The organism is Bradyrhizobium sp. AUGA SZCCT0177, assembly GCF_018130125.1.
Classification (GTDB): domain Bacteria; phylum Pseudomonadota; class Alphaproteobacteria; order Rhizobiales; family Xanthobacteraceae; genus Bradyrhizobium.
This window is the reverse complement of sequence record NZ_JAFCMA010000031.1, coordinates 46,329-72,398: the sequence shown is the minus strand read 5'-3', so window position 1 is coordinate 72,398 and position 26,070 is coordinate 46,329. Positions and strand designations below refer to the sequence as shown.

The window sequence follows — 26,070 nt, the reverse complement described above, 5'->3', positions numbered from 1 at the left end:
TCTACAACGGCCTGATTGGAAGACAGAGCTCGCAGCGCAGGTTCGCGGTAGAGAAATCGTAACCGCGCCGAAGTTCCAGTCGCGGCCTGTCCTCGGGTTGATAGCCGCTGCCTGGCAGCCAGATTGTGTACAGCCTGTCCCACGCCTCGGTGATGACGGCGGCCGAACCCTGAAAGAGCATGACTGCGTATTTGCCGCCGGGCAGGTCGGCCACGTTGATGGCGCGGTCAGGCTTGAAATCGTTGCCGACGATAAGGCCGGCGTCATAGCGCAGCCTGTCCGGTGCAACGATGCTCGGCGCATCGTGGCCGATGCCGACCGTGAGCATCGCGGGGTGCCGCAGCTCGCGGATGGCTGCCCAGCGCATCAATCTGGCCCATAGCGGGGAGATGCCGCCGCTGGTGCCGTAGGGCCCGACGTGACGCATATAGGCGATCCGGTACGGCGGAATTTCCATCACCTTGACCCGCATTGCGCTCCCTTCGGTGCCAGTTGCGGGACGATGCCGGATGCGTTCGATGGATGCTTTGCGATTCTTGCGCTGTGATTGACCTGGTTTGCGCTTCGGCTTTGCCTGTTTGTTCCGACGCCGATGCACCTCCCGCCATTTCCGCCCTTCATCTCCGCGCCACCGTGTTGCGCTCATGCCGAAATGCGCCTTGAACGCGCGCGCGAAGGTCGCGGCCGACGAGAAGCCGTATTCGAGCGCGATGCCGAGAACGTTGGCGTCCGGCGCTCGCAGGAGCGCGGCGGCGGCACGCTCGAGGCGCGTGCGGCGGATGAAGTCAGCGAGAGTCTCGCCGGTGATCGAGGTAAAAACCCGATGGAAGTGGAACGGCGAAAACGCCGCGATATCGGCCAGTCGATCGAGCGTGAGATCGCCGACAAGGTGGGCTTGCACATGGTCGATAACGCGATTGATTCGCCGCTCGTACTCGCGGAGGCTGGCGGGCGTTTTCATGCGCAGCTTTTCGGTCACATCCGTACCGGCATCGGGCAACAAACGGTCGACCCACGTTATAGCCGATGGACGTCAGCGGCGACGCGCCATTGACGATTTTATCGAGGGTCAGCTATTCCTTAACCGCGCGGCGGCGTTGCCGCCCGGGATGCGGTTGACAGCGAGCACCACCGCGAAGGTGATGATCAGCATCGCGATGCCGAGCACCGCGATCGCGGCGAGGTCGCCGCTTTCGTTGAGGTCGTAGATCAGCACCGACAGCACCTTGGTCTGCGACGTAAACAGCACGATCGCCGCCGACAATTCGCGCATCACGCCGATGAAGATGAAGCACCAGGTCGCGATCACGCCGGTGCGCAGCAACGGCGCGGTGATCTGGCGCAGCGACTGCAGCCGCGTCGCGCCGAGGATGCGGCTGGCGTCTTCGAGTTCGGGGTGAATGGTCGCGAACGCCGCCTGCAACTGCTGATAGGCCGACGGCAGGTTGATGGTGAGAAACGCCAGCAGCAGGATCCACAGCGTGCCGTACAGCACGAAGGGCGGCCGCGTGTAGCTCAGGAACAGGCCGACACCGAGCACGATGCCGGGCACCGCGATCGGGGCGGTGGCGAGAAAGCCGAGGAAGCGATGCCCCGAGATCACGCGCCGCGTCGTGACATAGGCGATGACCAGCGCCAGTAACGTGCCGATGGTCGCGGTCGAGGCGCCCAGGATCACGGTGTTCTTGAGCGCGAGCTGGGTCGACGACAATTCGGTGAACACGAATACGATGTTGTGCAGCGTCGCGGTCGCGGGTGTCACCAGCGTGGTTGCGTTCGGCGAGAATGCGGCGTTGAGCAGCGCCAGATAGGGCAGGAACACGGGGTTGAGCAGCACGATCAGGCAGAATGCCAGCGCCACCCAGCGCCAAGCCTTCATTTCGATCGGGCGTGGTGCGCCATATTTGCCGCCCACCACAGAGTAGCCGCGGCGGCCGAGCAGGAATTTCTGGCCCTGCAGCAGCAGGATCGTCAGCAGCAACAGCGGCACCGCGGCCGCCGCGGCGAGTTCGGGCTTGGGCGGATACTGGAACAGGCTCCAGATCTTGGTGGTCATGGTGTGGAAGCCGGCCGGCAGCGCCAGGATCGCGGGCGATCCGAACAGCGTCATCGCCTGCAGGAAAGCGATCAACGCGCCGGCGACCAGTGCCGGCAGCGCCAGGGGGATCGTGACGCGCCGCGCCGTGGTCCACGCCTTGCCGCCGAGGATGGCGGAAGCGTCTTCGAGCTCGCCCGGCATGTTGTCGAGCGCGTTGGCGACCAGCACGAACACAAACGGAAACGTGTAGCAGGAGATCACGAAGATAATGCCGGTCAGCGAATAGATGTTGAAGAGATGCGTGCCCGATTCGGCGCCGGTCAGGAACCGATAGAGCTGGTTCAATAGCCCGCTGTTCGGCGCGGCCAGCAGTTCCCAGGCCACCGCGCCGAGAAACGGCGGCGTCACGAACGAGGCGGTGACCAGCGCGCGGATGGTCTGCCGTCCCGGCATGTCGGTGCGCGACACCAGCCAGCCGATCGGGGCGGCGATCATGCAGCAGATCGTCGCCGACGTGGTCGCGATGATCGCGGTGGTCAGCAGGGGATCGAGGAAATCCGGATCGGTGAACAGCTTGACGAAATTCTGCAGCGTCGGGTTGCGTGCCTTGTCGGTGAAGGCATACACCGCCAGCCACGACATCGGCATCACGATCAGCACGATCATGACGGCCGCGAACAGCCACAGGATAGGTTTGGTCCAGTCGAGTTTTGTCTTGGCGGGAGCGGTGTCGGCGATGGTCATTTATCTCTCTATCCTGTCATTCCGGGGCGCGAAGCGAACCCGGAATCTCGAGATTCTCAGGTGCGCAGTTGCGCACCGTAGTTCGATGCTTCGCATCGCCCCGGAATGACAACAGCAAATTGGTCCGAACTGGGCCGTCACACCCGAAACAACTTCGCATACCGCGTCTTGATCTCTTCCGTCATCGCCTCGACGCCAACAGCGTCTTCCTTCATCAGCTTGATGTCGGAAAGCTTGCGGCGCCCCGGTTTCGATTGCACCTGCGGATGAACCGAATATTGCGCGGTGTAGTCGACGAAGAATTGCTGGATCTCGCGCGTGTGTAGCCATGCCTGGAACAGTTTTGCCGCGTTCGGATGGGGTGCGGTCTTGAAGATTGCGGTTGGCCCCGAGATCGTCGGCGTGCCCTCGGTTGGATATAGCGGCTCGACCGGCTGGCCGGCCTCCTTCAGAAGCACGACGCCGTACTCATTGCCGTCGGCCATCACCGCACGTTCGCCGAGCGCGAGCTTCTTCGGTGGATCGGTCGAGGATTGCACCTGCATCACGCGCTGCTTCGATAGTTTTTCGAGATAGCTCCAGCCCAGCTCACGCACCAGCTGGAAGGTCGCGGTCATAATGGTGCCGCTATAGGACGGATGAGCCTTGACCATCTTGCCCGCCCATTTCGGATCGAGCAGGTCCGCATAGCTCTTCGGCGCGTCCTCGGGCTTTACGAGGTTGGTGTTGTAGGCGATCGACGACAAGTAGATACGCGAGGTCGCGGACATTCCGTCGGGATCGCGATGGGTTTCCGGAAAATGCTTGGCAACGTCTTCCGGCAGGAACGGCATCAGCCAGCCGTTTTTCTTCCAGGTGATGATGTGCGAGGCGTCCGACGTGTTGATGATGTCGGCGGCGCGGATGTTGCTGGCGAACTCCTGGTCGATCCGCGTGAACAGCCGCTCCGAGCCGGAGCGCTCGATCTGCACACTGATGCCGGGATAGGCCGCCTCGAACGCCTTGCCGAGCTTTTCGCCGACCGGCAGGTCCATCGAGGAATACAGCACCACCTTGCCTTCCTTTTTGGCCGCTTCGATCAGGCCGGGGTTGATCGCGACCGGTTCCGGCGCCTGGGCGCGCACCGGTGACGCGAACACGGTGCCGAGCGCGAGCGCGGCCGAGCCCTTGATGATATCGCGCCGGTTGATAAGTTTTCGCATCGTGGTTCCCTGATCGTTTCTTGTCGTCATTGCTAGGAGCGAAGCGACGAAGCAATCCATCTATCCATTATGCCGTGAATGGATTGCTTCGCGGAGCCTGTCATCGGGCGCGCATTCGCGCGACCCGTTGGCTCGCAATGACGGATCAAACACGGAAGATCTTCTGGTAGCGCGCCTTGATCTCCTCGCTCTGGGCCTCGGCGCCCGCGGCGTCTTCCTTCATCAGCTTGATATCCGCGAGCGGCTTGCGGCCGGTATGTTCCTTCACCTGGGCGTGCAGCGATCGCAGGCCGCCGGCGTCGATGATGATCCGCTGTGCGTCCGGCGTGAAGCAATAGTTCTGGAACAGCTTTGCCGCATTGGGATTCGGCGCCGCCTTGAAGATGCCGTTGGGTCCGACGATGAACGGTGTGCCCTCGGTGGGATACACCACCTCGACCGGCTGGCCGGCTTCCTTGAGCAGGAAGATATTGTACTCGGTGCCGTCGGCCATCACGCTACGCTCGCCGAGCGACAGCTTCTTCGGCGGATCGGTCGCCGATTGCACCTGCATGATGTTCTGCTTCGCGAGCTGTTCGTAATACTCCCAGCCGATGTCGCGAACCATCTCGAAGGTCGCGGTCAGGATCGTGCCGCTATAGCCGGGATGCGCCTTGACGATCTTGCCCTTCCATTTGGGATCGAGCAGGTCCTTGAAACTCGCCGGCGCCTCTTCGGCCTTCACCAGTTTGGTGTTGTAGGCGATCGGGCTCAGCGTGGCGCGGAATCCGGCAAACGTGCCGTCGGGATCGCGATGCTCGGGCTTGTAATGCCTGGCGACGTCCTCCGGAACATAAGGCAGCAGGATGCCCTGCCGCTTCCATGCCAGCAGATGCGCGGCATCGGACGAGTTCGCGATATCGACGGCGTGTACGTTGCTGGCATATTCCTGGCCGATGCGCTGGAACACCCGTTCGGCGCCGGTGCGTTCGACCCGCACCTCGATGCCGGCGAATTTCGCCTTGAACGCGGCCGCGATCTTTTCGGATACCGACAGATCGATCGAGGTGTACCAGACCACCTTGCCTTCTTTTTTCGCCGCCTCGATCAGCTGTGGCGTGATCGCTTCCGGCGGCGGCGCCTGCGCGCGGGCGGGCGAGGCGAACACGGTTCCGAATGCCAGCGCCGTCGAGGCCTTCAGCGAGCCCTGCAGCACCTCGCGCCTTGAGAGTTTTCGCTTCATTGCATCCTCCGCTTCTTGTTCTTTGTCGGCTGATGGCTCTTTATCGGCTGAGCGCCCGGCAGCGGTCGGGCGGCAGGGTGAGCCAGACTTCGGTTCCCTTGGCGACATTGTTCGCGGTCGGCGTGGTGACGCGCAGCGAGGTGCCGTCGGCCACCTCCACCATGTAGTCGCGCGCCACGCCGAGATAGACCTGCCGCGTGACCGTGGCCTTGATCGCATTTAGCGGCGCCGCCGGCGTCTGCGTCGAAAGCTGGATATCGTGCTGACGGATTGCGACCGGCGCGCTCTGGCCTGACGTGAGCGGCGCGCCGACCACCTGCAAGGTCGCGCCCGCGAACGCGACATGATTGCCATCGCGCGCCGTGCCTTTGATCACGTTGCTGGCGCCGATGAAGCGCGCGACGAATTCGGATTCGGGACGCGCATATATGTCCTCGGGCGTGCCGAGCTGGTCGATCCTGCCACCGTTCATGACCGCGATCATGTCGGCCGTGGTCATCGCCTCCGATTGGTCATGGGTGACGTAGATCGTGGTGTAGCGATATTCGTCATGCAGCCGGCGGATCTCGAACCGCATCTCTTCGCGCAGATTGGCGTCGAGATTCGACAAAGGCTCGTCGAGCAGCAGCGTTTCCGGCTCCACGATCAGCGCGCGCGCCAGCGCCACGCGCTGCTGCTGGCCGCCGGAGAGTTCGCCGGGGTAACGCTGCGCCAGCGCTTCGAGTTTCGTCGTCGCCAGGATCGCGGCGAGTTTCTTTGCGATGATATCGCGATCCAGTTTGCGCAGGCGCAGTCCATAGACGATATTCTCGGTCACCGTCATATGCGGCCACAGCGCGTAGCTCTGGAAGATCATCGACATCTTGCGCTGTTCGGGCGGCAGCGTCCGCGCCGTCGACGACACCAGCCGGTCGCCGACATGGATCTCGCCGTCGGAGGGTTCTAGAAAGCCCGCGATGAGCCGCAGCGTGGTGGTCTTGCCGCAACCCGATGGTCCGAGCAGGCAAACCAGCTGACCATGATCGATCCGCAGCGAGACGTTATCGACCACCGCGAGCGATCCAAATCGCTTGGTCAGGCCGCGCAATTCGACGGACGCCAATCGGAATCCTCCAACGTTTCTTGCACCGGAGTCTGCGCCCGGCTTTCTCTGGCATACAGTATAAGCACTAAATATGACGCGCGGGAAAGCTTCCGCGTCGGAAGTTAGTTGGATTGAATGAAGCGCATCGCCTCGAATCTCTCTCACATTGTGAGAGAGACGGCGTCGAGCGCGCAGAAACCGTGATTAGGCTGTCGCGCTCACGCTTTCGCCGAGCCATTCGATCGCGGCTTCGGTTCCGCCCTTGCCGTGCGGGATGTTGAGGGCGTTGAGTCCGACTTCGATGACGCCGAGCGTGCCCAGGATCATCGGCGCGTTGACGTGGCCCATATGCGCGATCCGGAACGCCTGGCCGGAGAGGTCGCCGATGCCGGTCCCAAGCACCACGCCGCATTTTTCCTTGCAATAGCGCTGCAGCGCGGCGGGGTCATGGCCGTTCACCGTCACCGTCGTCACGGTGTTGGAGCGCTCGTTTGCTTCCGCGATGTTGAAGCCGATGACCTGGCCCTCGGCCCAGACCGCGACCGCGCGGCGAACCGCTTCGGCGAGCAGCCGGTGGCGCAGGAAGGCATTTTCCAGGCCTTCGGCGTGGAGCATATCGATCGCCTTGCGCAGCGCGAACAAGAGATGCACCGGCGCGGTGCCGGCATATTTGCGGTAATGCTCGCTGCCTTCGCGCTCGGTCCAGTCCCAATAGGGCGTGCGCAGGTTTGCCTTCTTGTGCACCTCGCGAGCGCGATCGTTGGCGGCGACGAAGCCGAGGCCCGGAGGAGTCATCAGGCCCTTCTGCGAACCGGACATCGCGACATCGATGCCCCAGGCGTCCATCTCGAATGGTACGCAGCCGAGCGAGGCAACCGTGTCGACCATGAACAGCGCGGGATGACCCGACGCCTTGATCGCCTTGCCGATCGCTTCGACGTCGTTATGGGCGCCCGAAGCGGTATCGATCTGCACGGCGACGATGGCCTTGATCTTGTGCTCCTTGTCCAGCTTGAGGCGCGCCTCGACTTCGGCCGGGCGGATCGCGCGGCGCCAGTCGCCTTTCAGCACCTCGACCTCAGCGCCCATCGCGGCCGCGGCATTGCCCCAGCCGATCGCGAAGCGGCCGCTTTCCAGCACCAGCACCTTGTCGCCCCGCGACAGTACGTTGGAGAGCGTCGCTTCCCACGCGCCATGGCCATTAGCGATGTAGATGTAGGAGTGGCCCTTGGTCGCGAACAGCTTGGAGAGATCGCCGAGCAGGCTGTGCGTCAGGTCCAGCATCTCTTTGGAATAGATATCGAGCGCCGGACGATGCATCGCCTGAAGCACTTCGTCGGGCATGGTGGTGGGTCCGGGGATGGCCAGAAATTCCCGGCCCGCGCGAACGGTCATTTTTCTTATTCCTTATCGGCGGAACGCGGAATCAAGGCGCCCGAGGTTTGGTAGGACTGGAGCATGACAATAATCGATTGAAACCGTCATTGCGAGCGCAGCGAAGCAATCCAGAGCCGCAAAAAGACTGGATCGCTTCCTGGCGTTGCTCCCTTGCGCAATTGCTCCGAGTTTGTCGCGGGCAATGGCGGCAAATGGCAGCTTATTTTCCCATTGCCCCCGCGATCGCATGCCAGATCTGATCCTTCAGCTCGGTCGCCGGTGGGCTCGGGATCGTCACCGCGGGGCCGTCGCGCTTCCGGCATGCCTCGACCAGCCGCAGCACCCAGATCTCGCCGTCGGTGTAATAGAGGTCGCCGCCGCCATTATAGCCCGCAATCGTCGGCCCGATCCCGGTCACCTGATATTTCGCGGTCACCATTCCGGCATTTGCGAGGTCGGCGCTGAGCCGCGCGCGCTCGGCGTCGAGATCGGCGCTGATGTGATGCGTCACCGCGCCGGTATATCTGCTGACGCCGACGCCGCGATCTTGCGTCGCCGCGCCGAGCCACACCGGGCGTTTTTCCTCGCCCTGGTCCAGCACCTTCCAGTAGCGCACGTGGTTGCGGCGATCGGCGCTGGCGCCGATCGGCTTTTCGTAAGCCAGATCCTCGCGGCGTTCCTGATAATAGAGATTGCTGACCGGCGCATCCTTGTAAGGGCGGTCGAGCAGCACGCTGCCTACGATCTCGATCGATGATTTCAGCGTGATCGGATCGGCCGGATACCAGCCGGCCTGATGCATCGCGCAGACCACGTCGCTGATGTCGCCGATCAGGCCGACATTCATGGGATCGCCGGGAATGCCTTGTCCCGTGCGCGTCACCATCGGCAAATCGGCAAGCCCTTTCTGGTGCTCGTAATGCGTCCACAGCCCGGGCAGGATCAGATAGGCGAGCAGGCCATAGCCGCAAAGGATGAACAGCGTCAGCGTGACCGCGCGGCGCAGCCCGCCGCGATGCTGTCGGGGTGGCGGGCTACTGGGTTGGGTGCCGGGCACCGCTAACGTTTGGTCTCGCGGCAGCCCGCGGCTTCGGCCTCTTCGACCGAGCAGAACCAGCGCGTGCCCTTGCTGATCTTCATCTCGATCTTCGCGTACCAGCGGCTGGTGGGCTGGTGGAAAATGCACTCGCCCGAGCGGTTGACGTTGCCCTTGATGGTGCAGTCGGGCGATGGCGCGACCGAGCCGGAGGCGGATGCCTGCAGGATGGTGCTGGCGTTCTCGGGCGGTTTGGCGGCGCCGAGAATGGCGGTCTTCTTGTTGCGGGCGCGCCAGTCCCACGGCGCGATGAAGGCGCCCTGCCACATGCCGGCCTTGGCCTCGCGCGCGGCCTTTTCATCCGCCTCATAGTCGTGGGAAATACGAGTGAACGCCAGCGCCCAGCCGTTGGCGACCATCCATTTCTGGACGTCCTCGCCGCCGACCTCGCATCGCGCCACAATGCGGCCGCGGCGATCGACGCTGCGGGTACGGCAGGTCCAGCTCTTGTTGCCGAAATGCTTGATCAGTTCGTCACGCGCCGCGACGCCGCAGGTCCAGCGTTCGCCCTTGTTGTTGAGGCAGAGCTGGTCCACCGCCGGCGCGTCGATGCCGCCGAGCCGAATGCGGGTATTGCCGATCTGGAGCTGGTCGCCTTGGCGGATTTTCGGGACGCCGGTGATGTCGGCGGCGTGCGCCATCGCCGGCAGCAACAACGTCAAGACGGCACAAAGCCAAATCTTCGAATTCCAGATCCTGGACTTCCAAATCTTAGACTTCATGGGCAATCCCGGCGCGGAAATGTGCACAATCATTGCGCGGATTGTGCGGACATTGAGGCCGGCTTGCCAGTGCTCTGGGACCGCATGGCTTTCAACTTCCCGTCAGAAGGAGGCGCTTCTTCTTACCCTCCCCTGGAGGGGGAGGGTCGGCTCACGTTGAGCGAAGCGAAATGTGAGACAGGGTGGGGTGATCTCTCAACACGGGTACTGTTCGAGACGAAAGACTTTCACCCCACCCCGCCGCGAATTTCATTCGCGTCGACCCTCCCCCTCCAGGGGAGGGTAATCTTAGCCCCTTCCACCCCGCATCATAACACCCCGTGCCAGCGCCAGCCCCATCAGCACGAAAGCCGAGGTCACCTCGGGGCCGCCGACCAGGATGCGCGTCGGGGTCTTCATCTTGTTCCACTCATACGCCTTGTAGGGACCGTGCCGGCCGCCTTCGCCGACACCGGCGACGATGCAATGCAGCGCAGGTGCAAAGCTCGAAGCGTCGGCGCCGAGATGCGCCAGCGCCATCAGGGCCAGCGCCGCGTCGAAGGCGTTCATCTCGTGGGTGATCAACTCGCCCTCGACATAGGCCAGCACGCGGCCGCGGATGAAGTCGAAGGTGTTTTCGGGATCGATCGCCAGCCGCGCCGCCGGCGGCAGCGCGATGAAGGCCGCATAGCAACGGCCGAAATAGGCGCAATACAGCTCCGGCAGATAATAGATATGCGAGCGCGGATTGGTGAACGCGCCGCTTTCCACCAGCCGCTTCTGGAAGCCGATGATGCGGTGAACCGTCTCCAGCCGTGACGGCGTCTCGATGATCTTCCAGCGCGCAAGGTTGCGGAAGCTGACCTCGAGGATGTCGAGATTGAGCGTGGGGTCGAGGTCGTTGCCGTAGGGCCGGTCGCCGGCGAGGTTGTCGATCCAGGTGACGACGCCGCCCTCGTACTCGACATTGTCGTTCAGCGGCACCGTCACGCGCGGCTCGTTGGCGCCGCTGCGGACCTGATAGCCGGCGTAGAAATCCAAAAGCGGCTGGTCGAGGATCGGATCGGTCGAGCCGGCCTGCGTCGCCGCCGAGAACGAGCAGGCCGTGGTGTCGCAGTCCGGCACGTAGATGCCGAAGCCGAGGTCCTGCTTGATCTGGGAGAAGAACTTCGAAAAGCGCGGATGCGGCAGCGGCGCCAGTGCGGTGATGACGCGCACGGTGGAGCCGTCATGCGAGGGCACTTCCTCGGCGCTGGTGGCGAGGCAAAAATCGACCATCTCCGAGATGGCGCGGCGCGACGCAGCCGTCTGGTCGACGGAGGCCAGGCCGGTTTCGACAAAGCTCAGCAGCGCCTCGGTGAAGAAGGCGTCGTAATAGGCCGAGCGGTGGCGGATCTGCATCGGCTCCCACATCGGCTCGGCGATGCCGGTCCAGGGCGGGTTGATCAGCGCGCGGGCCGGCGAATGCGCGATGAAGATCCGCGCCAGGCTGAACAGCAGGGTCGAGTTCTTGTAGCCGCGCGAATTGAGCCCGGTCAGCGCCATCAGCATTTCGCGCCCGCCCATGTCGGCATCGCCGAGCAGGTTGAACGCGGCATAGGTCGGGATGAAGCCGTTGCCGGCAAACGAGCGCAGCAGATGCGAGCCGCAGGTCCGGATCACGCGCTCGATCTCGGCGAGGTCAGGCGCTTTTGCCGGCGCCACGGCCGGCGCCGGCTTTGGGTGGCGGACATCAATCGTCGCCATCAGCTCGGCGATGGGTTGACCGACCGCTTCCCAGTCCGGCGCGTCGTTGTCGCGGGCGCGGGTCAGCGCCTGGCGCAGCGACTGCAGGCGGCCTTCGTCGCGCAGTTGCGGCAACCCGGTACGGCGCAGCAGCGGGCGCAGCGCCGGGTTGCCAAGCGCGGTCCGATAGAATTTTCCGAGATGGGGGTCGCCACCGGCATAGTTCAGCAGCAGGGGGTCGCAGACGTCATACAGCGACGGCCCGTCCTTGCGAGCGGTCAGCGCACGGTAGGCGGCGCCGGCGAAATATTGAAAGCCCATGCAGTCTCTTTTCGCCGGAACCGTGAACCGAGGGCCGTCGAATCTACCGCCGGCCTGCAAGCCATTGAAAATGATACAAATCAGCGGGAAATACAAATGTGACCGACGTCACAGAAAAATGTCCCGATTTGGCACCTTCATTCTTCTGGGGAACGTCATGCGCCAAAGGAGGTTGCCCGCAATGGCCGTGCGGGTTAAGGGTTTCTTTGTTGCGGTGCCGCAAATTGCCACAATTCGACGGCACACCAATTCGCAACCCCTCAAACCTAAACGGCACTGGCGCGACTAACTGGCGCGCCCTGGTCAACGATTGGGAATTGAATGATGGACGGTAAGCCTAGCATCTCTCGCCGCACGGTCACCGTGGCCGCCGCTTTGGTCGGTCTGGTGTCGCTGGCGATCGGCGCCCATGCTGCGCTCAACAAGCGTTCGCTCGATGCCGCCAAGGCGATCGCGACCGAACAGAATTCCGACGTCGCCACCAAGACTTCCCGCGTCGCACTGGTCATCGGCAACGGCCACTATCCCGACGCCTCGGCGCCGCTGGCGCAGCCGATCAATGACGCCCGCGGCCTGACCGCGGCGTTGCGCGGCAAGGGCTTTGACGTCGACGTGGTGGAAGACGCCACCAAGGACGACATGGCCCGCGCCATCGGCCGGCTCAAGTCCAAGATCAAGCCCGACAGCGTGGTGATGCTGTTCTTCGGCGGCTACGGCGTCCAAGTCGGCCGCCAGAGCTACATGATCCCGGTCGATGCCGCGATCTGGAAGGAAGCCGATGTCCGCCGCGACGGCGTCAGCATCGAGGCCGTGCTCGACGCGATGAAGGAGCAGGGCGCCAAGGTCAAACTCGTCGTGGTCGACGCCTCCCGCCGCAACCCCTATGAGCGCCGTTTCCGTTCCTACTCCCACGGCCTGGCGCCGATCTCGGCGCCCGAAAATGCGCTGATCCTGTCTTCGGCGACGCCGGGCAAGGTGGCCGACGATTCCAAGGGCCAGTACAGCGTGCTGATGTCCGAGCTGCTGAACAACCTCGCCGCACAGGCCGGCGCCGAAACCGCCTTCAACAAAACGCGCGTGACGATCTCCCGCGCCAGCGAAGGCGAGCAGGTTCCCTCGGTGTCGTCCTCGCTGCTCGAAGACGTCAGCATCGGCGGGTAAGCAAGCTAAAATAATTGTCTAAGTGTCGTCATGCCCGGGCTTGTCCCGGGCATTTTCGTGTGTGCGGCTACTTCGCGTCCGCGGCCACCATCACCGGGCGCACCGGATCGCCTTCGCGCAGCAGGGCGCCGGCGCGGGCCACCACGATATCGCCTTCGACGATACCCTCGCGGATCTCGACCTGGCCCTGTGACATCAACCCGGTTTCCACCCGCCGCGTCTCGACGCGCTGGCGTTTCACCACCTGCACCACGGTGCCGGCATTGCCATAGAGGATCGCGGTCAGCGGCACCGAGATGCCGCAGCTCTGGCCGGTCTTGATCTGCGCCCGTCCGGATGAATTGACCAGAAGCCGGCGGTTGGTGGTGACGGCGATGAACACCTGGGCGAGCTGGCTGTTGGGCTCGACCGTGGTCGACAGCCGCCGCACCCTGCCATCGACTTCGCCGGCGCCGATCACCTTGATCCGCGCGCTCTGGTTGATCTGAAGCTTTGCAATGTCGCGGGTCGGCACCAGCCCGACGAGGTCGAATTCGCTGCGGGCGATGATCGAAAACAGCGCCTCGCCCTTGCCGGACGCCATCGCGCCGACCGCGGCGGTCGAGGCCGAAACCAGCCCGGCGACGGGCGCCTGCACCAGCACCGTGCCGCCTTCCGGCAGCGTCAGCCGGGCCAGCGTCTGGCCCGCGGTGACGGTATCGCCGGCATCGACCAGCACTTCGGCCACCTTCAGCCCCATGCGCTCGGGCCGCACTTGCGTTTCCTCGCGCGCGATGATGGTGCCGGACACCTCGACATTGTTGCCGAAGCAGGATTTTGCGGCCTTGAACACGGTGACCGCCGCGCCCTTGGGCGCCGTTTCCTCGTCGGCGGCAAACGCCGGCGGCGCGGCCAGGCTGAGTGCCCCCGCAAGCATCAGGGCAGGCAGCTTGAGGTCGCGCGCGGTGATCATCGGCGTTTCATTCCCAGTTTCGGGCCCATAAATACCAGAAATGGATACCAGATGCCCGACCGGCGCGCCAAGCGGCAAGAAGACCCAAACCGCCGCTCAACCGCCTGCCAGGCTGACCAGGTTCGCCGCCGGCTGGCCGGCCGCCAGCGACACGCCGGCGAGCTCATCGGCGCGGGCGATGTGCGCCGCGATCGCGGGGTTGATGATGGCGGCATGGGTCATGGCAAGCATATGCCCGGCATCCGGCAGATGGCGCAGTTCGGCGCCGTCGATGACCGCGGCCAGCCGGCGGACGATGCGCTGGGTCAGGTTCGGCGATTGCCCGCCGGACAACAGCAGCGTCGGCAGGCGCAACGAGGCCGCCGCCATCGTCACATTCTCTTCGGCGAAGGCGGCGGCGAAATCGTACGGCAGCCGTTCGGCGTGTTCGATCATGCGCATGCGCGCGGCCACAGGCAGCTCCTCGCGCGGGCCGGAGCCGCCCCAGAATTCGCTGAACTTGTCGATCGCCTCCAGCACTGACCCGTTCCAGATGTCCTGACGCACCTCGGCGGCGACACCTTCGAACTGGTCGTGCAGCCGCCGGTCCGGCGCGCTGTCAAGCAGCAGCGTCGGCAGCACCGGCTCGATCAGCGCGAGGCTCTGGATGCGATGCTCATACGCCGGATCGGTCGCGATCTTGAACGCGATGGCGCCGCCATAGGAATGGCCGACCAGATGGATCGGCCCATCAGCCTGATCCAGCGTCGCGCGCAGGCATTCGACTTCCTGCGCCAGCGTCAGCGGCAGGTCGAACGTGCACGCCTTACTGCCATAACCGATCAGGTCCGGCGCGATCAGCTTTGTGCCGGGCCCAAATTCGGCGCCGAGCTTTGCCCATTGGCGTCCCGAACCGAGCGAGCAATGCAACGCGACGACGCAAGCGGTGGCGCTTTTGTGTGAAGATATTTGAGTCAAAATATTCATCGAACTTGTCCTGTGTGTTCTTCTCTCCGTCATGGCCGGGCTTGACCCGGCCATCCACGTCTTCCTTGCTTTCGAGAAACAAAGGCGTGGATGCCCGGGACAAGCCCGGGCATGACGGAGTGTTGGGTGTGTGAAAGTGAATCGTCATCGCTTCGTAATCACCACTTCGAGATATTCGCTCGGCACCACCATGCTGCCGTTGGTGGCGCGGTTCATGCGGACGATCAGCGCGTGCAGATCATTGTGCAGCTCTTCCTGCTTGGCCGGCTCGAGCGCGGCGAACGCCTTCAGCACCGGGCCGTAGAACGTCTTGAACACGTCGAGGAAATGCTCGGCCGAGCGGTAGCGGAAATTGAACAGCCGGGATTCGGCTTTGATCGAGGCTGCGCCGGCGTCGAACATTTCGGTGAGCCGCGCGCGCGTGCCCCACATCGCCGGCGATTTCGCGCCTGCGGGCGGCGGCAGGTGCTTGCCGAGCGTCTTGAACACCTGCCCGATGAAGCCGTCCGGCGTCCAGTTGGCGAGGCCGATCTGGCCCTTCGGCCTGCATACGCGCAGCAATTCAGCGGCAGCCTTGTCCTGGTTCGGCGTGAACATCACGCCGAAGGTCGATAGCACGACTTCAAAACTGTTGTTGTCGAACGGCAGGTTCTCCGCATCGGCCTCGCGAAACTCCATCGTCATGCCTTCGGCATTGGCGCGCGCCCGGCCGCGCTCCAAAAGCGCCGGCACGTAATCGGTCGAGGTCACCTCGCACCAGCGGCGCGCGGCGGCGAGCGAGGCCATGCCGTTGCCGGCGGCGACATCCAGCACCTTGGCGCCGGCCTTGAGGTCCATCGCCTCGCACAGCTGTTCGCCGACGATCTGCAGCGTGGAGCCGACGATGGCGTAATTGCCTGACGACCACGCCGCCTGCTGTTTGGTCTTCAGCGCGGCAAGGTCTGGGGCAGGCGTCATGGTCGGGGCGGTGGCGGTAGCTGTGGTGGCCATGCAGTTTCCTCCTCTGTGGCATGCGGTCACGGGGGCGACCGCGCTGAACCGAACATGCCGCTCGGAGGACCTAAAGACTCTGAGACGGGGCTGATTTTGCCTTGAGGCCACCCTGATTTTTCTGTGAGGCGGGAATCTGTGAGGTAAAACACGTCATGGCTGATTTGACCGCGCTAATTGAGCGGCCCCGCCAGCAAAACCCGGCAAAACCGGGCGCCAAACGGGTCCGATCAACCGGCCATGGGGATCCTCGCGTGCAGTTTCACTTCTCAAACCATGTGCTCGACAGCGCCGTGCGCGAATTGACCCGCGATGGCCAAATTGTCGCAGTCGAGCCGCAGGTGTTCGATCTCCTGATGTACCTGGTCGAGCACCGCGACCACGTCGTCTCCAAGGACGATCTGATCGAGAGCATCTGGCACGGCCGCATCGTCTCCGAATCCACCCTGACCAGCCGCATCAACGCCGCGCGCACCGCGATCGGCGACAGCGGCAAGGACCAGGCGCTGATCCGCACCATCGCGCGCAAGGGTTTTCGCTTCGTCGGGAACGTCAGCGGCGCAATTGCGCCGCGACCCGCGCTCAGCGGTGCACTTGCACCGCAAAGCGCGACCCCTGCCTCCGCATCAACGCCACGCCCGCCCGAACCCGCCGCCGCCTCCCTGCCGCCGCTCGATCGCCCCGCCATCGCCGTGCTGCCGTTCACAAACATCTCCGGCGAGCCCGAGCAGGAATATTTTTCCGAAGGCATTTCGGAGGACATCATCACCGCGCTGTCAAAGCTGCGCTGGTTCTATGTCATCGCCCGCAACTCCTCTTTCGTCTATCGCGGCCGTCAGGTGCATTTGAAGCAGATCGGCGAGGAGCTCGGCGTCGGCTATGTCGTCGAGGGCTCGGTGCGCAAGGATGGCGACCATGTGCGCATCACCGCGCAGCTCAACGACGTCGTCACCGGCAGTCACCTGTGGGCTGAGCGCTACGACCGCAACCTGGCCGACGTGTTCGCGGTGCAGGACGAGATCACGCAGGCCGTGGTCGCCGCGATCGAGCCGCAGCTCTATGCCGCCGAGAATTTCCGCAGCCAGCGCAAGACGCCCGACAATATGGACGCCTGGGATCTCGTGATGCGCGCGCTGTCGCATTACTGGCGGGTGACGCGATCGGACAATCTGGTGGCGCAGGCGCTGCTGGAAAAAGCCATCGCGGTCGATCCCGGCTACGGCCAGGCGCTCAGTCTTCTCGCGGCCTGCCACATGTTTGCGGCCCATATGGGCTGGGAGGACATGCCGACGGCGGTTGCGGCGGCGGAACGCGCCGCATTGGCGGCGATCCGCGCCGACAGTGAGGATGCGTGGGCGCATTATGCGCTGGCGAGCGTCTATCTGTTCAACCGCCGCTTTGACGATTGCATCGCCGAGTTCGAGTTGGCGCTGCGGCTCAATCCGAATTTCTCCCCGGCGCGCGGCATCTATGGCGTGGCGCTGTCCTATCGCGGGCGCTGGGAGGACGGCGACGCCGCCGCCCGGCAGGCGCTGCGCTTTTCTCCGCGCGATCCCTTTGCCGGCATCTATTGCGGCGTCGCCGCCTATTGCCAGTATGTCGGCCGCAACTACGAGGAGGCGATCCGCCTCTCCCGCGAATCGCTGCGCCAGCGCCCCGATTTCGTCGGCGCCCACCGCGTGCTGACGGCTTCGCTGGGCATGTCCGGCTTCACCCAGGCGGCGGCCGCGGCGCTGGAGGGGCTGCGCAACGTCCAGCCGAACATTTCGCTGGCGTGGCTATCGAGCGAGATGCCGTATGAGCATGAGGTGGAGCGGGAGCATTATCTGGAGGGGTTTAGGCGGGCGGGGTTGGGGTAGGGGGTGGCTAACGGCACAGCTCACGCCGCTTTCGTCAGAGGTCGCGCTCGTTCAATCCGCTTGCGCTCCAGTGGTGAATGCATCGCTTCCCACAGATCGCTTCGCCGCTGCACGTTAAGCCAGAAATCCGCGCTGTTGCCGAACACGCGGGCGAGAATGAGGGCGGTCGCTGCGGTCACATTGCGACGACCGTTGCACAGCTCGTTGACGTGCTTGCGTTGCACGCCCATGGCTTCAGCCAGCGCGCCTTGCGTGAGGCCGATCGGCTTCATGAATTTCTTGACCAGAATTTCGCCAATCGTCGCCGGCTTGCGTTTTGTCATCAACATGGCTCACACATCGCTGTGGTCGTCCGGATATATCTTGCAGCGTTTTCGACGCCAGCATTCTAAACTGCATTATTTTTTCCGACGAGCGAAATAACAGCACCGCGCCCATCGGTCAGCTGCATAGTCCAAGCCTAGACCGCCAGCCCGTAAAAGCTGGCGGTCCATGCCTCCGCATCCAGCACTCACCGCACCGAACCACTCACCTCACAGAATAAAGTCCGCCGTCGTGAACTGGTGGCTGTTGGTCGAGATGATCTCCATGTCGGCCGCGCCGCCGTTGATGTTGAAGAACACGTGCTGGCCGTCGTCGTGGGTCTCGAACCAGAACTTGCCGGCCTGGGTGGTCGCACCGCTGGACGAGAAGGTGAAGGCGCTGTTGCCGTTGGCGGAATTGCCGTCGGCGTCCATGAAGGAAACGTCGATCTTGTCGCCCACCTGGAAGTCGGTGATGCGGTCCGCGGCGCCGACCGCGCTCTCGTTCTCAGTGCCGAGGCCGACGAAGTAGACGAAATTGTCGTTGCCCGTGCCGCCTGACATCACGTCGGCCTTGCCGCCGCCGTAGAGCGTGTCTTCGCCGCTGCCGCCGTACATCGTGTCGATGCCATGCAGGTTGGACGCAACCGCGTCATTGTCGCCGACCAGATAGTCGTTGTCGCTGCCGCCGCTGATGTTGTCCGCGCCGGCGCCGCCGAAGATGTGGTCCTCGCCCGCCTGGCCCTTGAGCGTGTCGTTGCCCGCGCCGCCGTCGATCGTGTCGTCGCCGGAGCCGCCGAACACCGTGTCGGCGGAGTTGCCGTCCAGGATGATGGTGTCGTTGCCGCCCTGGCCGTTGACGAGCTTGGGGGCAGTCCCCGTCAGTTGGAAGTGAAAGTTGTTGCCGCTGCCCAGGTTCTGAAAACCGTCGCGCGCATCGTCCTGGGTCAGTTCGGATTGCTGTTCGGCGTAATCCAGCTTGTTGAAAGGCTTCCAAGGATAAATCATCGTCGTGTTCCCTCTGTGCCGGCCGCCCGGAATGGGCTTGCCTGTGACGGCGAACATCGCAGGGAAGGGCGGCCGGCGCTGTTCCCTGGGGAACAGGCTGCTAGGACGTTGCTTCCTCCGTCATTCCGGGGCGCGCCCCTTGGCGCGAGCCCGGAATCCATCAAGCAGCAAGTGCTGTTGCCCGATGGATTCCGGGCTCTCGCTTCGCGAGCCCCGGAATGACGTAGGAGGGTGCGCGGCAAATTGGCGCGACGGGCAAATCAGTTCTGATTTACGGAAATACTGTCAAGCCCCAGAATAAAAAATATTTCTGTTTACCAGAATGAAAATCAGGTGCATATCTTTGGCCATCCCGTCCCACTCAGAGGGCGTCGGCCGTCGTCACGGACGTTGGACGGGTTGCGGTGGACGCTGGTTTACGCCTCGACGACGGCGTGGATAAGCGTACGGCAAAACCGTGTGGTCCTGGCGCCCGTTGCAGGCGTCAAGCTGTCGGAGAAGCGCAAGCGGGAACGGCGGCGACGGAGTCAACCAAGAACTCGTCTCCGGGGAGATCACGGCATAAGCCGTAAAGCCACTGCGCAGGGAAGGCCGGGTGTTCTCCGCTGCCCTGTATGCTCGTGTGCAGCCTTTTCTGTGCAATCGCACACGGGACCGCGGGTGCAGCGCGCACCCGGTCTTCCCTGCGCCCTCTCTTTTGGGAGGGCAGGAAGTTACTTGCAAAGCTCGGACGCAATGCGTCGCGAGATCGCGAAGGCGTGTTTTTGTCGTCCCGGCGAAGGCCGGGACCCATACGCCGCGGCCCTTATTGTTGAAAAGGGAAGATAACGACCTGCACGCAAAAACAACTATCGCCGGTGGTTATGGGTCCCGGCCTTCGCCGGGACGACGATGAGCGGCGACGACGCGGACACGTCACGCCGTAGCTCGAAGAGCGTAGGCGGATATTCAAAATCGAATCAGAAATTGCCGACGAAACACACACACACGCACCCGATGTGACTCCACGCACAGTGCGGAACGACAGAACACCTTACGTTTGCGCTGTCTCCGATGGGGAGATTTCAACACGAAAGGTCTACACCAATGTTCCGCTCAGCTCTCATCCTCACCGCCGCCGTCGCCGTCGCGCTCACCGCTTCCTCGGGCGCTTACGCAAGGGGCAAGCACCGCATGGCGATCTACGATTCGAACGGCAAGAAACTGTTCGATGACGGCAAGCTCGACGGCAAGGGTTGCGTCGTCGGCAAGCAGGCCAAGTTCGATCCCAAGACCGGCGGCATCAAGGTCGTCAACGCGGCGAAGTGCAACTTTTGACCTTCGTCACGACGGGCCGGCGACGACATGGAGCTTGATCGTTCCATGTCGTCTGTCGTCCTGGGTTGCCTAGTGGCAAGTGGTGGCCATAGAGGGTTGGCCCGTCTTCGGGTCCCGAGCGACGTATTTATGGCAATGCAGCTTGATATTCGATTGGATCATCGGCCGCGTCGGCTGAACGCGGGGCGGTGTCGGGATCGGGTGGTGGATCACGGTTTTCGAGCCGGCGAAGTTGGAATTGCCGACCATCCCGGCCTGCGCGACGGACACGGAAGCAATGGCGGCGACGGCGCTGGCAAGGGTGATCATGGATACATAGGCGGTGCGGGAAAACATCGGGGTAGCTCCTGGTTTTTGGGTGTTTGTCGTCCTGGGACGCCTAGCGGCAACGGTAGGAAGCAAAGACGTTGCCCGCCGCGTCCCGATCGCGGTGTGCACGGCAATCCAGCTTGAGATTCGATTTGATCATCGGCAACGGCGTCTGAACGCGGGGCGGCGTCGGCATCGGACGGTTGATCACCGTCTTCGAGCCGGCGAAGTTGGAATTGCCGACCATCCCGGCCTGCGCGACCGAGGCGGTGGCAAGGCTGGCTGCGGCGGCGGCGGCAAGGGTGATGACGGATACATAGGTGGTGCGGGAAAGCATCGGGAAGCTCCTGGTGTTTGGGGACTGTCCAGGCCGCGACCTCGAATGCGAACTGACCGCCGTTTGTCGCATCCAGCGGGCAACGGGTTCTATGCGCTGCGGGTGAAGGATGCTGTTTTTGCATGCTGCGACGATTTGTCGGTTTGGTGCGAGGAGCCCGACCAACACCACCGTCGTCCCGGCCTAGTGCGCGATTGCGCACGGGGGCCGGGACCCATAAGCCGCGGCCCATCGGCGAGAACGCCGGCGTTAGATACCTTCCGCAAAGTGAGCATCACGCGGTATGGGTCCCGGCCTTCGCCGGGACGACGGCAATTACTTCTTCTGTTGCCGCCGCGCCGCAGACGCCGCATCCACCACATTATCCACCTCTTCCCGCCAGCTCGTAATCTCAGCCGCAAGAATCGGATGGTTAAAACCCTTCAAATTGAGATCATCGATCGGCCGGCCCTCGACCCATGGTTCGACCATGCCGTAGACGCGCCTGGACACCACGATCTGGTTGGCCTTGGCCTCGTCGCACAGGCGCGAGGCGAGGTTGGTGACGCTGCCGATCGCGGCATATTCCAGCCGCTGCTCGAAGCCGATCTGGCCGAGCGTGGCGTAGCCCAGCGCAATGCCGATGCCGAAGCCGAGATTGTGGCCGCGGTTGCGCCACTTCTCGGTCAGCTGCCCGATGGCGTCGCGCATCTCGACGCTCATCTTCACCGCGCGCTTGACATGGTCCTCGAACTGGATCGGCGCGTTGAACAGGATCATCACGCCGTCGCCGGCATAGCGGTCGAGCGTGCCCTCATACTTGAAAATCAGCGCGCCAAGGGCGGCGTGATATTCCCGCAGCACGTTCATCGCCTCTTCCGGCTCGGTGGTCTCGGTGAACGAGGTAAATCCGCGCATGTCGCAGAACACGACAGTGACTTCGCGGCGGTGGCTGTCGAGCAGGCCTTCATGGCCGTCGCCGGAGGCGATCAGCTGCGCCACCTGCGGCGCCAGGAAACGTTCGAGACGGCGGATGCGTTCGATCTCGCCGAGCTGGGTCTCGACCCGTTCCTCCAGCGATTTGTTCCAGTCCTTGAGCTGGTCGGTCTGCTCCTGCAGCTTGTCGGCCTGCTCGCGCACCGTGGAGTTCGCCATCTCCAGTTCGCGGCTCTTGTGGTCGACCTCAGAGAACAGCCGCGCGTTGCGCATCGCGAGCACGCTCTGGTGCGCAAAGGTCTTCATCAAGCCGATGAGGTTGTCGGAAAATTCGCCGGCGTTTTGCCGCAGCACCACCAGCGATCCCAAGATGCCCTGCTGGTCGACCAGCGGCACCACCAGCACCGAATGGAAACCGGCCTCGACCACGACGTCGCGCAGCGGATGATCCGCCGTCGCGTCAAGGTCGGGGATCGCGATCGGCTCGCCCCGCGCGGCGGCTTCGCCGAGCGGCGAGTTGTCGGCCTCGATTGCAAGGTGCTTGCCTTCGGCCGCCTTGTCGATGCCGATCGATTCGGTGAGGTTGAATTTGCGGTTCGCGGCGTCATAGCCGTAAATCAAGACCGCGTCGGCATGGGTGATTTCGAGCGCGCGGGCGGCGACCGTCGGCAGCACGGCGTTGAGGTCGAGCGACGACGACACCGCACGGCCGACCTCCTCGAGCACTTTCAGCTCGTTGATCGACTGCGCGAGATCCCGCGTCCGCTCCTTCACCTTGGCCTCCAGGCCGGAATAGGTTTCCGCAAGCTGGCTCGCCATGCCGTTGAACTGGTCGGCAAGCTCTTCCAGCTCGTCGGATGTCTTCACCTCGATGCGGTGGCTGAAATCGCCGCCGCCGAGGCGATGCGCGCCGGCGCGCAGCGCGTTGATCGGCACCAGCATCCGCCGCGCCATGACAGTGCCGGCGATGATCGCGGTCACGAGGCCCATCGCAATCAGAAGCGCGATGCGCATCAGTTGATCGCGGATCGGCATCAGCGCCTGCGCCGTCGGCTGCTCGAAGAACACGAACCAGCCGATCCGCGGCACCGCGCTCACCGTCGTCAGCACGTCGTTGCCGGCAATGTCCGTGCCCTCCGACAGCAGCGAGCCCTTGATGGCGGCGACCTGCGGGAGGCTTGAGACGTCCTTGCCGATTTCGGGGCCCTTCGACGAACTCGCCAGCACCTGGCCCTTGCTGTCGACGATATAGGCAAAGCCTGTCCTGCCGATCTCAGTATCGCCGAAGAAGTCCTGCAGGAAGGTAAGATTGATTTCGGCGACGGTGACCTGGGAATCCGAATGCGGCAACGAGATTGACGTGAACGGCCGCCCGTCCCGGAAATAGGGCGTCGCAAAGCTGGTGCCGCGGGCCGCGGACTCGGTGAAGCGCAGGTCGCGGGAGAAATCGGCGTTGCTGCCGTAGTGGACCGTCTGGCGCGTGATGCGGAGCTGCTCGCGGCCCTGGGCCGACAGCAGCGTCAGCTGGCTCACATAGGGCACCTGGTTGAGCAATTGCGCATAGTCGGCGCGGCGGTCCTCGATCTTGTAGGAAGAGGTCCGCGTCACCCAGTTGATCTGCCGTTCGAGGTCCGACATCGATTGCTGGATGCGCTTGGCGGTTGCTTCCGCCTTCTCCGACATGCCGTCGGTCAGAGAAGACTTGATGCCGCGATAGCTGATCCAGATTTCCATCGCGCCGTTGACGGCGAGCACGAACACGACAAGGCCGACCAGCGCGACGACGTATTTCGCGAACAGGCCCTCACGCAGGAACCAGACTTTGCCCTTGGCGGCGCTCACATCCACGACCCTCGTGCGCCACGCCTCTTGCGCGCGCATCGGTTTTGCCGTTGGCGGCATTCCCCGGCCGGGAGCCGCCGCGGTTGGGCCTTTTTAGCACGATTTGAGGGCCGAGCAGGTGGCCTATCCCACACATGGTTAGCTCCGACTTTGGGCAGTTATCCGGGGAAATCGGCGGTGCGTGTGGCCATTACGGGCCGAGACCGTTGCGGCAGCGGAAGTCGGCCCCCTCTCCCCTTGTGGGAGAGGGCTGGGGTGAGGGGTCACGGTCTATCGAGGGACCAAGCTCACCGATTAAACAGCTGCCGCAAGACGTCGTTCATCGGCTGGCTGTCGGCTTGCGGAGCACCGTCATTTTGCGCCAACGGGGCGGCGGGCGCCGCGGGCTCGGCATCCGCGGGCTGCTGGCCCGGAATCGGAATGCTGCGCGGGCTGTTCGGCCGCGGCGCGGCTTGGCCGGCACTCCCTTGAGCGGGTCTGCCCTGACCGCCTTGACCGCCATTCAGACCTTGCTGCAGCAGATTGCCGATGGCCTCGCCCAGCTGGCCGCCGAGCGGTTCGTTAGGCCTGCCGCCGCCTTGGCCACCTTGGCCACCCGGTCCCCCCGGCTGGCCGCCGCCGAGCAGTCCACCCAGAATCCCCTCAAGCCCGCTGCCTTGCTGGCCACCCGGTCCGCCCGGTTGTCCACCCGGGGGGACACCCTGTTGTCCGCCGAGCAGGCCGCCGAGGGCGGAGCCGAGGCCGCCGCCATTGGGACCAAACAGCCCCTTGCCCATCTCCTTGAGCTTGGCATAGGCGGCGTCGGGATTATCCAAAATGCCCTGCATGTCCGGATAGATTTTCGGCGCGCCCCACGGCCCCTCGATCATCACGGGAATGCCGAATCCGACCGGCTCATTGGCGCGGCCCTGGCCTTCGGTGGTCATCACGAGCTTTGGTTCGACGCGGAACCCGATCTGCTTGGTGTCGAGCGCAATGGTGCCGACGCCCGTCATCCGCACCAGCGGGCCGACCAGATTGAGATCGGTGGTGACGGCTTGCCCCTTGTCGATCTTGAACGACGCCGAAAGCTGCGACAGATCCGTCGACTGCTCCTTGCCTTCCTGCCAGCCGGACAGGGTGCCCGAGGTGAGCGAGCGGATCATCTGGGCGACGTTGAGGCCCTTGATGGCGCCGTCCTGGAACACGACGAACGCGGTGCCTTGCAAACCAGCCATGATCGCGCGCTGGCTGTTGCCGGTGGAGCGCACGCTGATCTTGGTTTGCATCCTGCCGTCGAGCTTGTCGAAATCGGCCAGGCTCCTCAGCAACGGCAGTGCGCGTACGCCGTTAAGATCGGCCCGCAGCGCAAACGAAGGATTGGCGGTCGAGGCATCAATGGTGAGATCGCCATTGGTGTTGCCGTCATAGGCGCCGAGATTGGAAACTTGCGTCTTCAGCACGCCGCTGTTGAGCGTGACGTCGATCGCCGCCGGCGCGAAACGCGCGTCGCCGATATTGAGCGCTGCCGCGGAGATCCGCGCCTGGGCATCGATATAATTGAGGCCATTGAGATCGATCGCGGCATTGCTCCAGGGCTGCGCCGCCGAACCGCCGTCACCACGGCCCATCGCGACATCGAGCCGCTGGAAATCCAGATCGAGCTTCACCAGCGGCTTGCTTGCGGTATCGACCGAGGCCCAGCCATTGAACGCGCCGTCGCCGAGCGTGCCGGTCAGGCCGTTGATCATCACCACCGGGCCGTTGAGCCGGACTTCCGCCTTGCCCGACAGCTGCCCGTGCAGGAAGCCGGGTGCATCGATCTTGAATTCGGTCGGGATGTTCTGCCGTTCGAGCGGCGGTGCCGGGGCCACCGCCTTGATGTCGAATTTCAACGCGTGCTCGCCGGCGCGCGCATTGCCGGTCGCCCGGATCTTGCGGTCGGCATCGATCGTCATGTCGGCGTTGATGGTCTCGATCTTGTTCTCGACGCGGTCGCGCAGATTGGAAAACACGATCGTGCCGCCGGTGACGCTGACATGCTCGATTGTAAAGGCTTCGCCCTTGATCGCGGCGGCCGGCCTCGACGGCTGATTGATATCCTTGATGCGTTCGCGCTGCAGCGGCAGGTTCAGCACCGGACGAACGATGACAAGTTCGGTAACTTGCGGTTTGCCGGACCACAGGCTCGCCAGTGTCACGTCTGCCTGGATGCTGACCGCGGTGAGGCGGTGGTTGATGTCGCGATCTTTCGGATCCTGCAGCGCGACGTCGTTCAGCGTGATGTTGAGCGACGGCCAGAGCCCGACCCTGGTTCCGCCGTTGATGGTGAGCTTGTAGCCGGTCTCGCGCTCGACCCGTTCCTGGATCTGCGACGTCATGAAGCCGGACGGGATGCCGATCACGAGCAGCAGCGCGATGATGACGATCACGGCGCCGATGGCGGCCACGGCGAATTTCAATGCTCTCATTTCGACTTTCCAGACCGGGCAAACGGCATCGGTTTCGGCCGCGCCCGATGGGGCACAGCCGGACAAGCGAGCTTATCCCGGAAGGGGACATCGCTCAAAGAAGCCAAAATTATTCCAAGGCTACTGCAATGCTATGTGACTTATGACACACT

21 protein-coding genes are annotated in these 26,070 nt (G+C 63.7%); 3 read left to right on the top strand and 18 right to left on the bottom strand.

Features of this window, described 5'->3' with window-relative positions; translation table 11 throughout:
• Nucleotide 1 precedes the first annotated feature (1 nt).
• The 9 genes from JQ597_RS29770 to JQ597_RS29730 form a co-directional block, all read right to left on the bottom strand.
• Nucleotides 2–1,003 (bottom strand): AraC family transcriptional regulator, encoded by a 1,002-nt coding sequence (locus JQ597_RS29770; RefSeq protein ID WP_212269043.1) that lies wholly within the window; start codon nt 1,001–1,003, stop codon nt 2–4.
• Nucleotides 1,004–1,069: 66 nt separating this feature from the next.
• On the bottom strand, nt 1,070–2,782 hold the full coding sequence (locus tag JQ597_RS29765; RefSeq protein WP_212269042.1) for an ABC transporter permease: 1,713 nt from the start codon (nt 2,780–2,782) through the stop codon (nt 1,070–1,072).
• Nucleotides 2,783–2,919: 137 nt separating this feature from the next.
• Entirely contained in the window at nt 2,920–3,984 is a 1,065-nt protein-coding gene (locus tag JQ597_RS29760) for a substrate-binding domain-containing protein (protein ID WP_212269041.1), read from the bottom strand.
• A 145-nt stretch (nt 3,985–4,129) separates the two neighbouring features.
• Nucleotides 4,130–5,206 carry an ABC transporter substrate-binding protein gene (locus JQ597_RS29755; RefSeq protein ID WP_212269040.1) on the bottom strand — a complete coding sequence of 359 codons (1,077 nt, stop codon included), beginning with the start codon at nt 5,204–5,206 and terminating at the stop codon, nt 4,130–4,132.
• A 40-nt stretch (nt 5,207–5,246) separates the two neighbouring features.
• Nucleotides 5,247–6,308: an ABC transporter ATP-binding protein gene (locus tag JQ597_RS29750; protein ID WP_212269039.1), complete on the bottom strand. Its 1,062-nt coding sequence runs from the start codon at nt 6,306–6,308 to the stop codon at nt 5,247–5,249.
• Between the two features lie 186 nt (nt 6,309–6,494).
• Nucleotides 6,495–7,685, bottom strand: coding sequence for a pyridoxal-phosphate-dependent aminotransferase family protein (locus JQ597_RS29745; protein ID WP_212269038.1), 1,191 nt, complete (start codon nt 7,683–7,685; stop codon nt 6,495–6,497).
• A gap of 202 nt (nt 7,686–7,887) precedes the next feature.
• Entirely contained in the window at nt 7,888–8,724 is an 837-nt protein-coding gene (locus JQ597_RS29740; protein ID WP_349628902.1) for an LssY C-terminal domain-containing protein, read from the bottom strand.
• A 2-nt stretch (nt 8,725–8,726) separates the two neighbouring features.
• The gene (locus JQ597_RS29735; protein ID WP_249133659.1) at nt 8,727–9,404 is read right to left on the bottom strand and encodes a thermonuclease family protein; all 678 of its coding nucleotides are present in this window, start codon (nt 9,402–9,404) and stop codon (nt 8,727–8,729) included.
• A 369-nt stretch (nt 9,405–9,773) separates the two neighbouring features.
• Nucleotides 9,774–11,510: a hypothetical protein gene (locus JQ597_RS29730; protein ID WP_212269036.1), complete on the bottom strand. Its 1,737-nt coding sequence runs from the start codon at nt 11,508–11,510 to the stop codon at nt 9,774–9,776.
• A 321-nt stretch (nt 11,511–11,831) separates the two neighbouring features.
• On the opposite strand from JQ597_RS29730, the gene JQ597_RS29725 reads away from it, so the two are divergent.
• Entirely contained in the window at nt 11,832–12,671 is an 840-nt protein-coding gene (locus JQ597_RS29725; protein ID WP_212269035.1) for a caspase family protein, read from the top strand.
• 67 nt (nt 12,672–12,738) lie between these two features.
• Here JQ597_RS29725 and JQ597_RS29720 read toward each other — a convergent pair whose 3' ends face one another.
• From JQ597_RS29720 to JQ597_RS29710, 3 genes are all read right to left on the bottom strand, one after another.
• Nucleotides 12,739–13,623, bottom strand: a complete 885-nt coding sequence (locus JQ597_RS29720; RefSeq protein WP_212269034.1) for an efflux RND transporter periplasmic adaptor subunit — start codon at nt 13,621–13,623, stop codon at nt 12,739–12,741.
• A gap of 96 nt (nt 13,624–13,719) precedes the next feature.
• Nucleotides 13,720–14,589 carry an alpha/beta fold hydrolase gene (locus JQ597_RS29715; protein ID WP_212269033.1) on the bottom strand — a complete coding sequence of 290 codons (870 nt, stop codon included), beginning with the start codon at nt 14,587–14,589 and terminating at the stop codon, nt 13,720–13,722.
• Between the two features lie 144 nt (nt 14,590–14,733).
• Complete coding sequence (locus tag JQ597_RS29710; protein WP_249148310.1) at nt 14,734–15,579, bottom strand: class I SAM-dependent methyltransferase; 846 nt, start codon at nt 15,577–15,579, stop codon at nt 14,734–14,736.
• A gap of 254 nt (nt 15,580–15,833) precedes the next feature.
• On the opposite strand from JQ597_RS29710, the gene JQ597_RS29705 reads away from it, so the two are divergent.
• Nucleotides 15,834–17,438, top strand: coding sequence for a winged helix-turn-helix domain-containing tetratricopeptide repeat protein (locus JQ597_RS29705; protein ID WP_212269032.1), 1,605 nt, complete (start codon nt 15,834–15,836; stop codon nt 17,436–17,438).
• 20 nt (nt 17,439–17,458) lie between these two features.
• On the opposite strand, the gene JQ597_RS29700 is transcribed toward JQ597_RS29705, so the two are convergent.
• Nucleotides 17,459–17,767 (bottom strand): HigA family addiction module antitoxin, encoded by a 309-nt coding sequence (locus JQ597_RS29700; RefSeq protein ID WP_212269031.1) that lies wholly within the window; start codon nt 17,765–17,767, stop codon nt 17,459–17,461.
• Between the two features lie 204 nt (nt 17,768–17,971).
• Entirely contained in the window at nt 17,972–18,748 is a 777-nt protein-coding gene (locus tag JQ597_RS29695; protein ID WP_212269030.1) for a calcium-binding protein, read from the bottom strand.
• Nucleotides 18,749–19,834: 1,086 nt separating this feature from the next.
• Here JQ597_RS29695 and JQ597_RS29690 point away from each other — a divergent pair.
• The gene (locus tag JQ597_RS29690) at nt 19,835–20,065 is read left to right on the top strand and encodes a hypothetical protein (RefSeq protein WP_212001010.1); all 231 of its coding nucleotides are present in this window, start codon (nt 19,835–19,837) and stop codon (nt 20,063–20,065) included.
• 69 nt (nt 20,066–20,134) lie between these two features.
• Here the strand turns inward: JQ597_RS29690 and JQ597_RS29685 are convergent, their stop codons facing one another.
• The 4 genes from JQ597_RS29685 to JQ597_RS29670 form a co-directional block, all read right to left on the bottom strand.
• Nucleotides 20,135–20,401 carry a hypothetical protein gene (locus JQ597_RS29685; protein WP_212269029.1) on the bottom strand — a complete coding sequence of 89 codons (267 nt, stop codon included), beginning with the start codon at nt 20,399–20,401 and terminating at the stop codon, nt 20,135–20,137.
• A 43-nt stretch (nt 20,402–20,444) separates the two neighbouring features.
• Complete coding sequence (locus tag JQ597_RS29680; RefSeq protein ID WP_212269028.1) at nt 20,445–20,711, bottom strand: hypothetical protein; 267 nt, start codon at nt 20,709–20,711, stop codon at nt 20,445–20,447.
• Nucleotides 20,712–21,026: 315 nt separating this feature from the next.
• On the bottom strand, nt 21,027–23,507 hold the full coding sequence (locus JQ597_RS29675) for an adenylate/guanylate cyclase domain-containing protein (RefSeq protein ID WP_212269027.1): 2,481 nt from the start codon (nt 23,505–23,507) through the stop codon (nt 21,027–21,029).
• 248 nt (nt 23,508–23,755) lie between these two features.
• Nucleotides 23,756–25,918 (bottom strand): AsmA family protein, encoded by a 2,163-nt coding sequence (locus JQ597_RS29670; protein ID WP_212269026.1) that lies wholly within the window; start codon nt 25,916–25,918, stop codon nt 23,756–23,758.
• Nucleotides 25,919–26,070: the final 152 nt, after the last annotated feature.

Bases quoted from the DNA above. Each gene is read 5' to 3' on its own strand.
- JQ597_RS29765 (WP_212269042.1), bottom strand. From the start codon at position 2,782: ATGACCATCGCCGACACCGCTCCCGCCAAGACAAAACTCGACTGGACC.
- JQ597_RS29760 (WP_212269041.1), bottom strand. From the start codon at position 3,984: ATGCGAAAACTTATCAACCGGCGCGATATCATCAAGGGCTCGGCCGCG.
- JQ597_RS29755 (WP_212269040.1), bottom strand. From the start codon at position 5,206: ATGAAGCGAAAACTCTCAAGGCGCGAGGTGCTGCAGGGCTCGCTGAAG.
- JQ597_RS29745 (WP_212269038.1), bottom strand. From the start codon at position 7,685: ATGACCGTTCGCGCGGGCCGGGAATTTCTGGCCATCCCCGGACCCACC.
- JQ597_RS29735 (WP_249133659.1), bottom strand. From the start codon at position 9,404: ATGGCGCACGCCGCCGACATCACCGGCGTCCCGAAAATCCGCCAAGGC.
- JQ597_RS29730 (WP_212269036.1), bottom strand. From the start codon at position 11,510: ATGGGCTTTCAATATTTCGCCGGCGCCGCCTACCGTGCGCTGACCGCT.
- JQ597_RS29725 (WP_212269035.1), top strand. From the start codon at position 11,832: ATGATGGACGGTAAGCCTAGCATCTCTCGCCGCACGGTCACCGTGGCC.
- JQ597_RS29720 (WP_212269034.1), bottom strand. From the start codon at position 13,623: ATGATCACCGCGCGCGACCTCAAGCTGCCTGCCCTGATGCTTGCGGGG.
- JQ597_RS29715 (WP_212269033.1), bottom strand. From the start codon at position 14,589: ATGAATATTTTGACTCAAATATCTTCACACAAAAGCGCCACCGCTTGC.
- JQ597_RS29710 (WP_249148310.1), bottom strand. From the start codon at position 15,579: ATGGCCACCACAGCTACCGCCACCGCCCCGACCATGACGCCTGCCCCA.
- JQ597_RS29700 (WP_212269031.1), bottom strand. From the start codon at position 17,767: ATGTTGATGACAAAACGCAAGCCGGCGACGATTGGCGAAATTCTGGTC.
- JQ597_RS29695 (WP_212269030.1), bottom strand. From the start codon at position 18,748: ATGATTTATCCTTGGAAGCCTTTCAACAAGCTGGATTACGCCGAACAG.
- JQ597_RS29690 (WP_212001010.1), top strand. From the start codon at position 19,835: ATGTTCCGCTCAGCTCTCATCCTCACCGCCGCCGTCGCCGTCGCGCTC.
- JQ597_RS29685 (WP_212269029.1), bottom strand. From the start codon at position 20,401: ATGTTTTCCCGCACCGCCTATGTATCCATGATCACCCTTGCCAGCGCC.
- JQ597_RS29680 (WP_212269028.1), bottom strand. From the start codon at position 20,711: ATGCTTTCCCGCACCACCTATGTATCCGTCATCACCCTTGCCGCCGCC.
- JQ597_RS29675 (WP_212269027.1), bottom strand. From the start codon at position 23,507: ATGCGCGCGCAAGAGGCGTGGCGCACGAGGGTCGTGGATGTGAGCGCC.
- JQ597_RS29670 (WP_212269026.1), bottom strand. From the start codon at position 25,918: ATGAGAGCATTGAAATTCGCCGTGGCCGCCATCGGCGCCGTGATCGTC.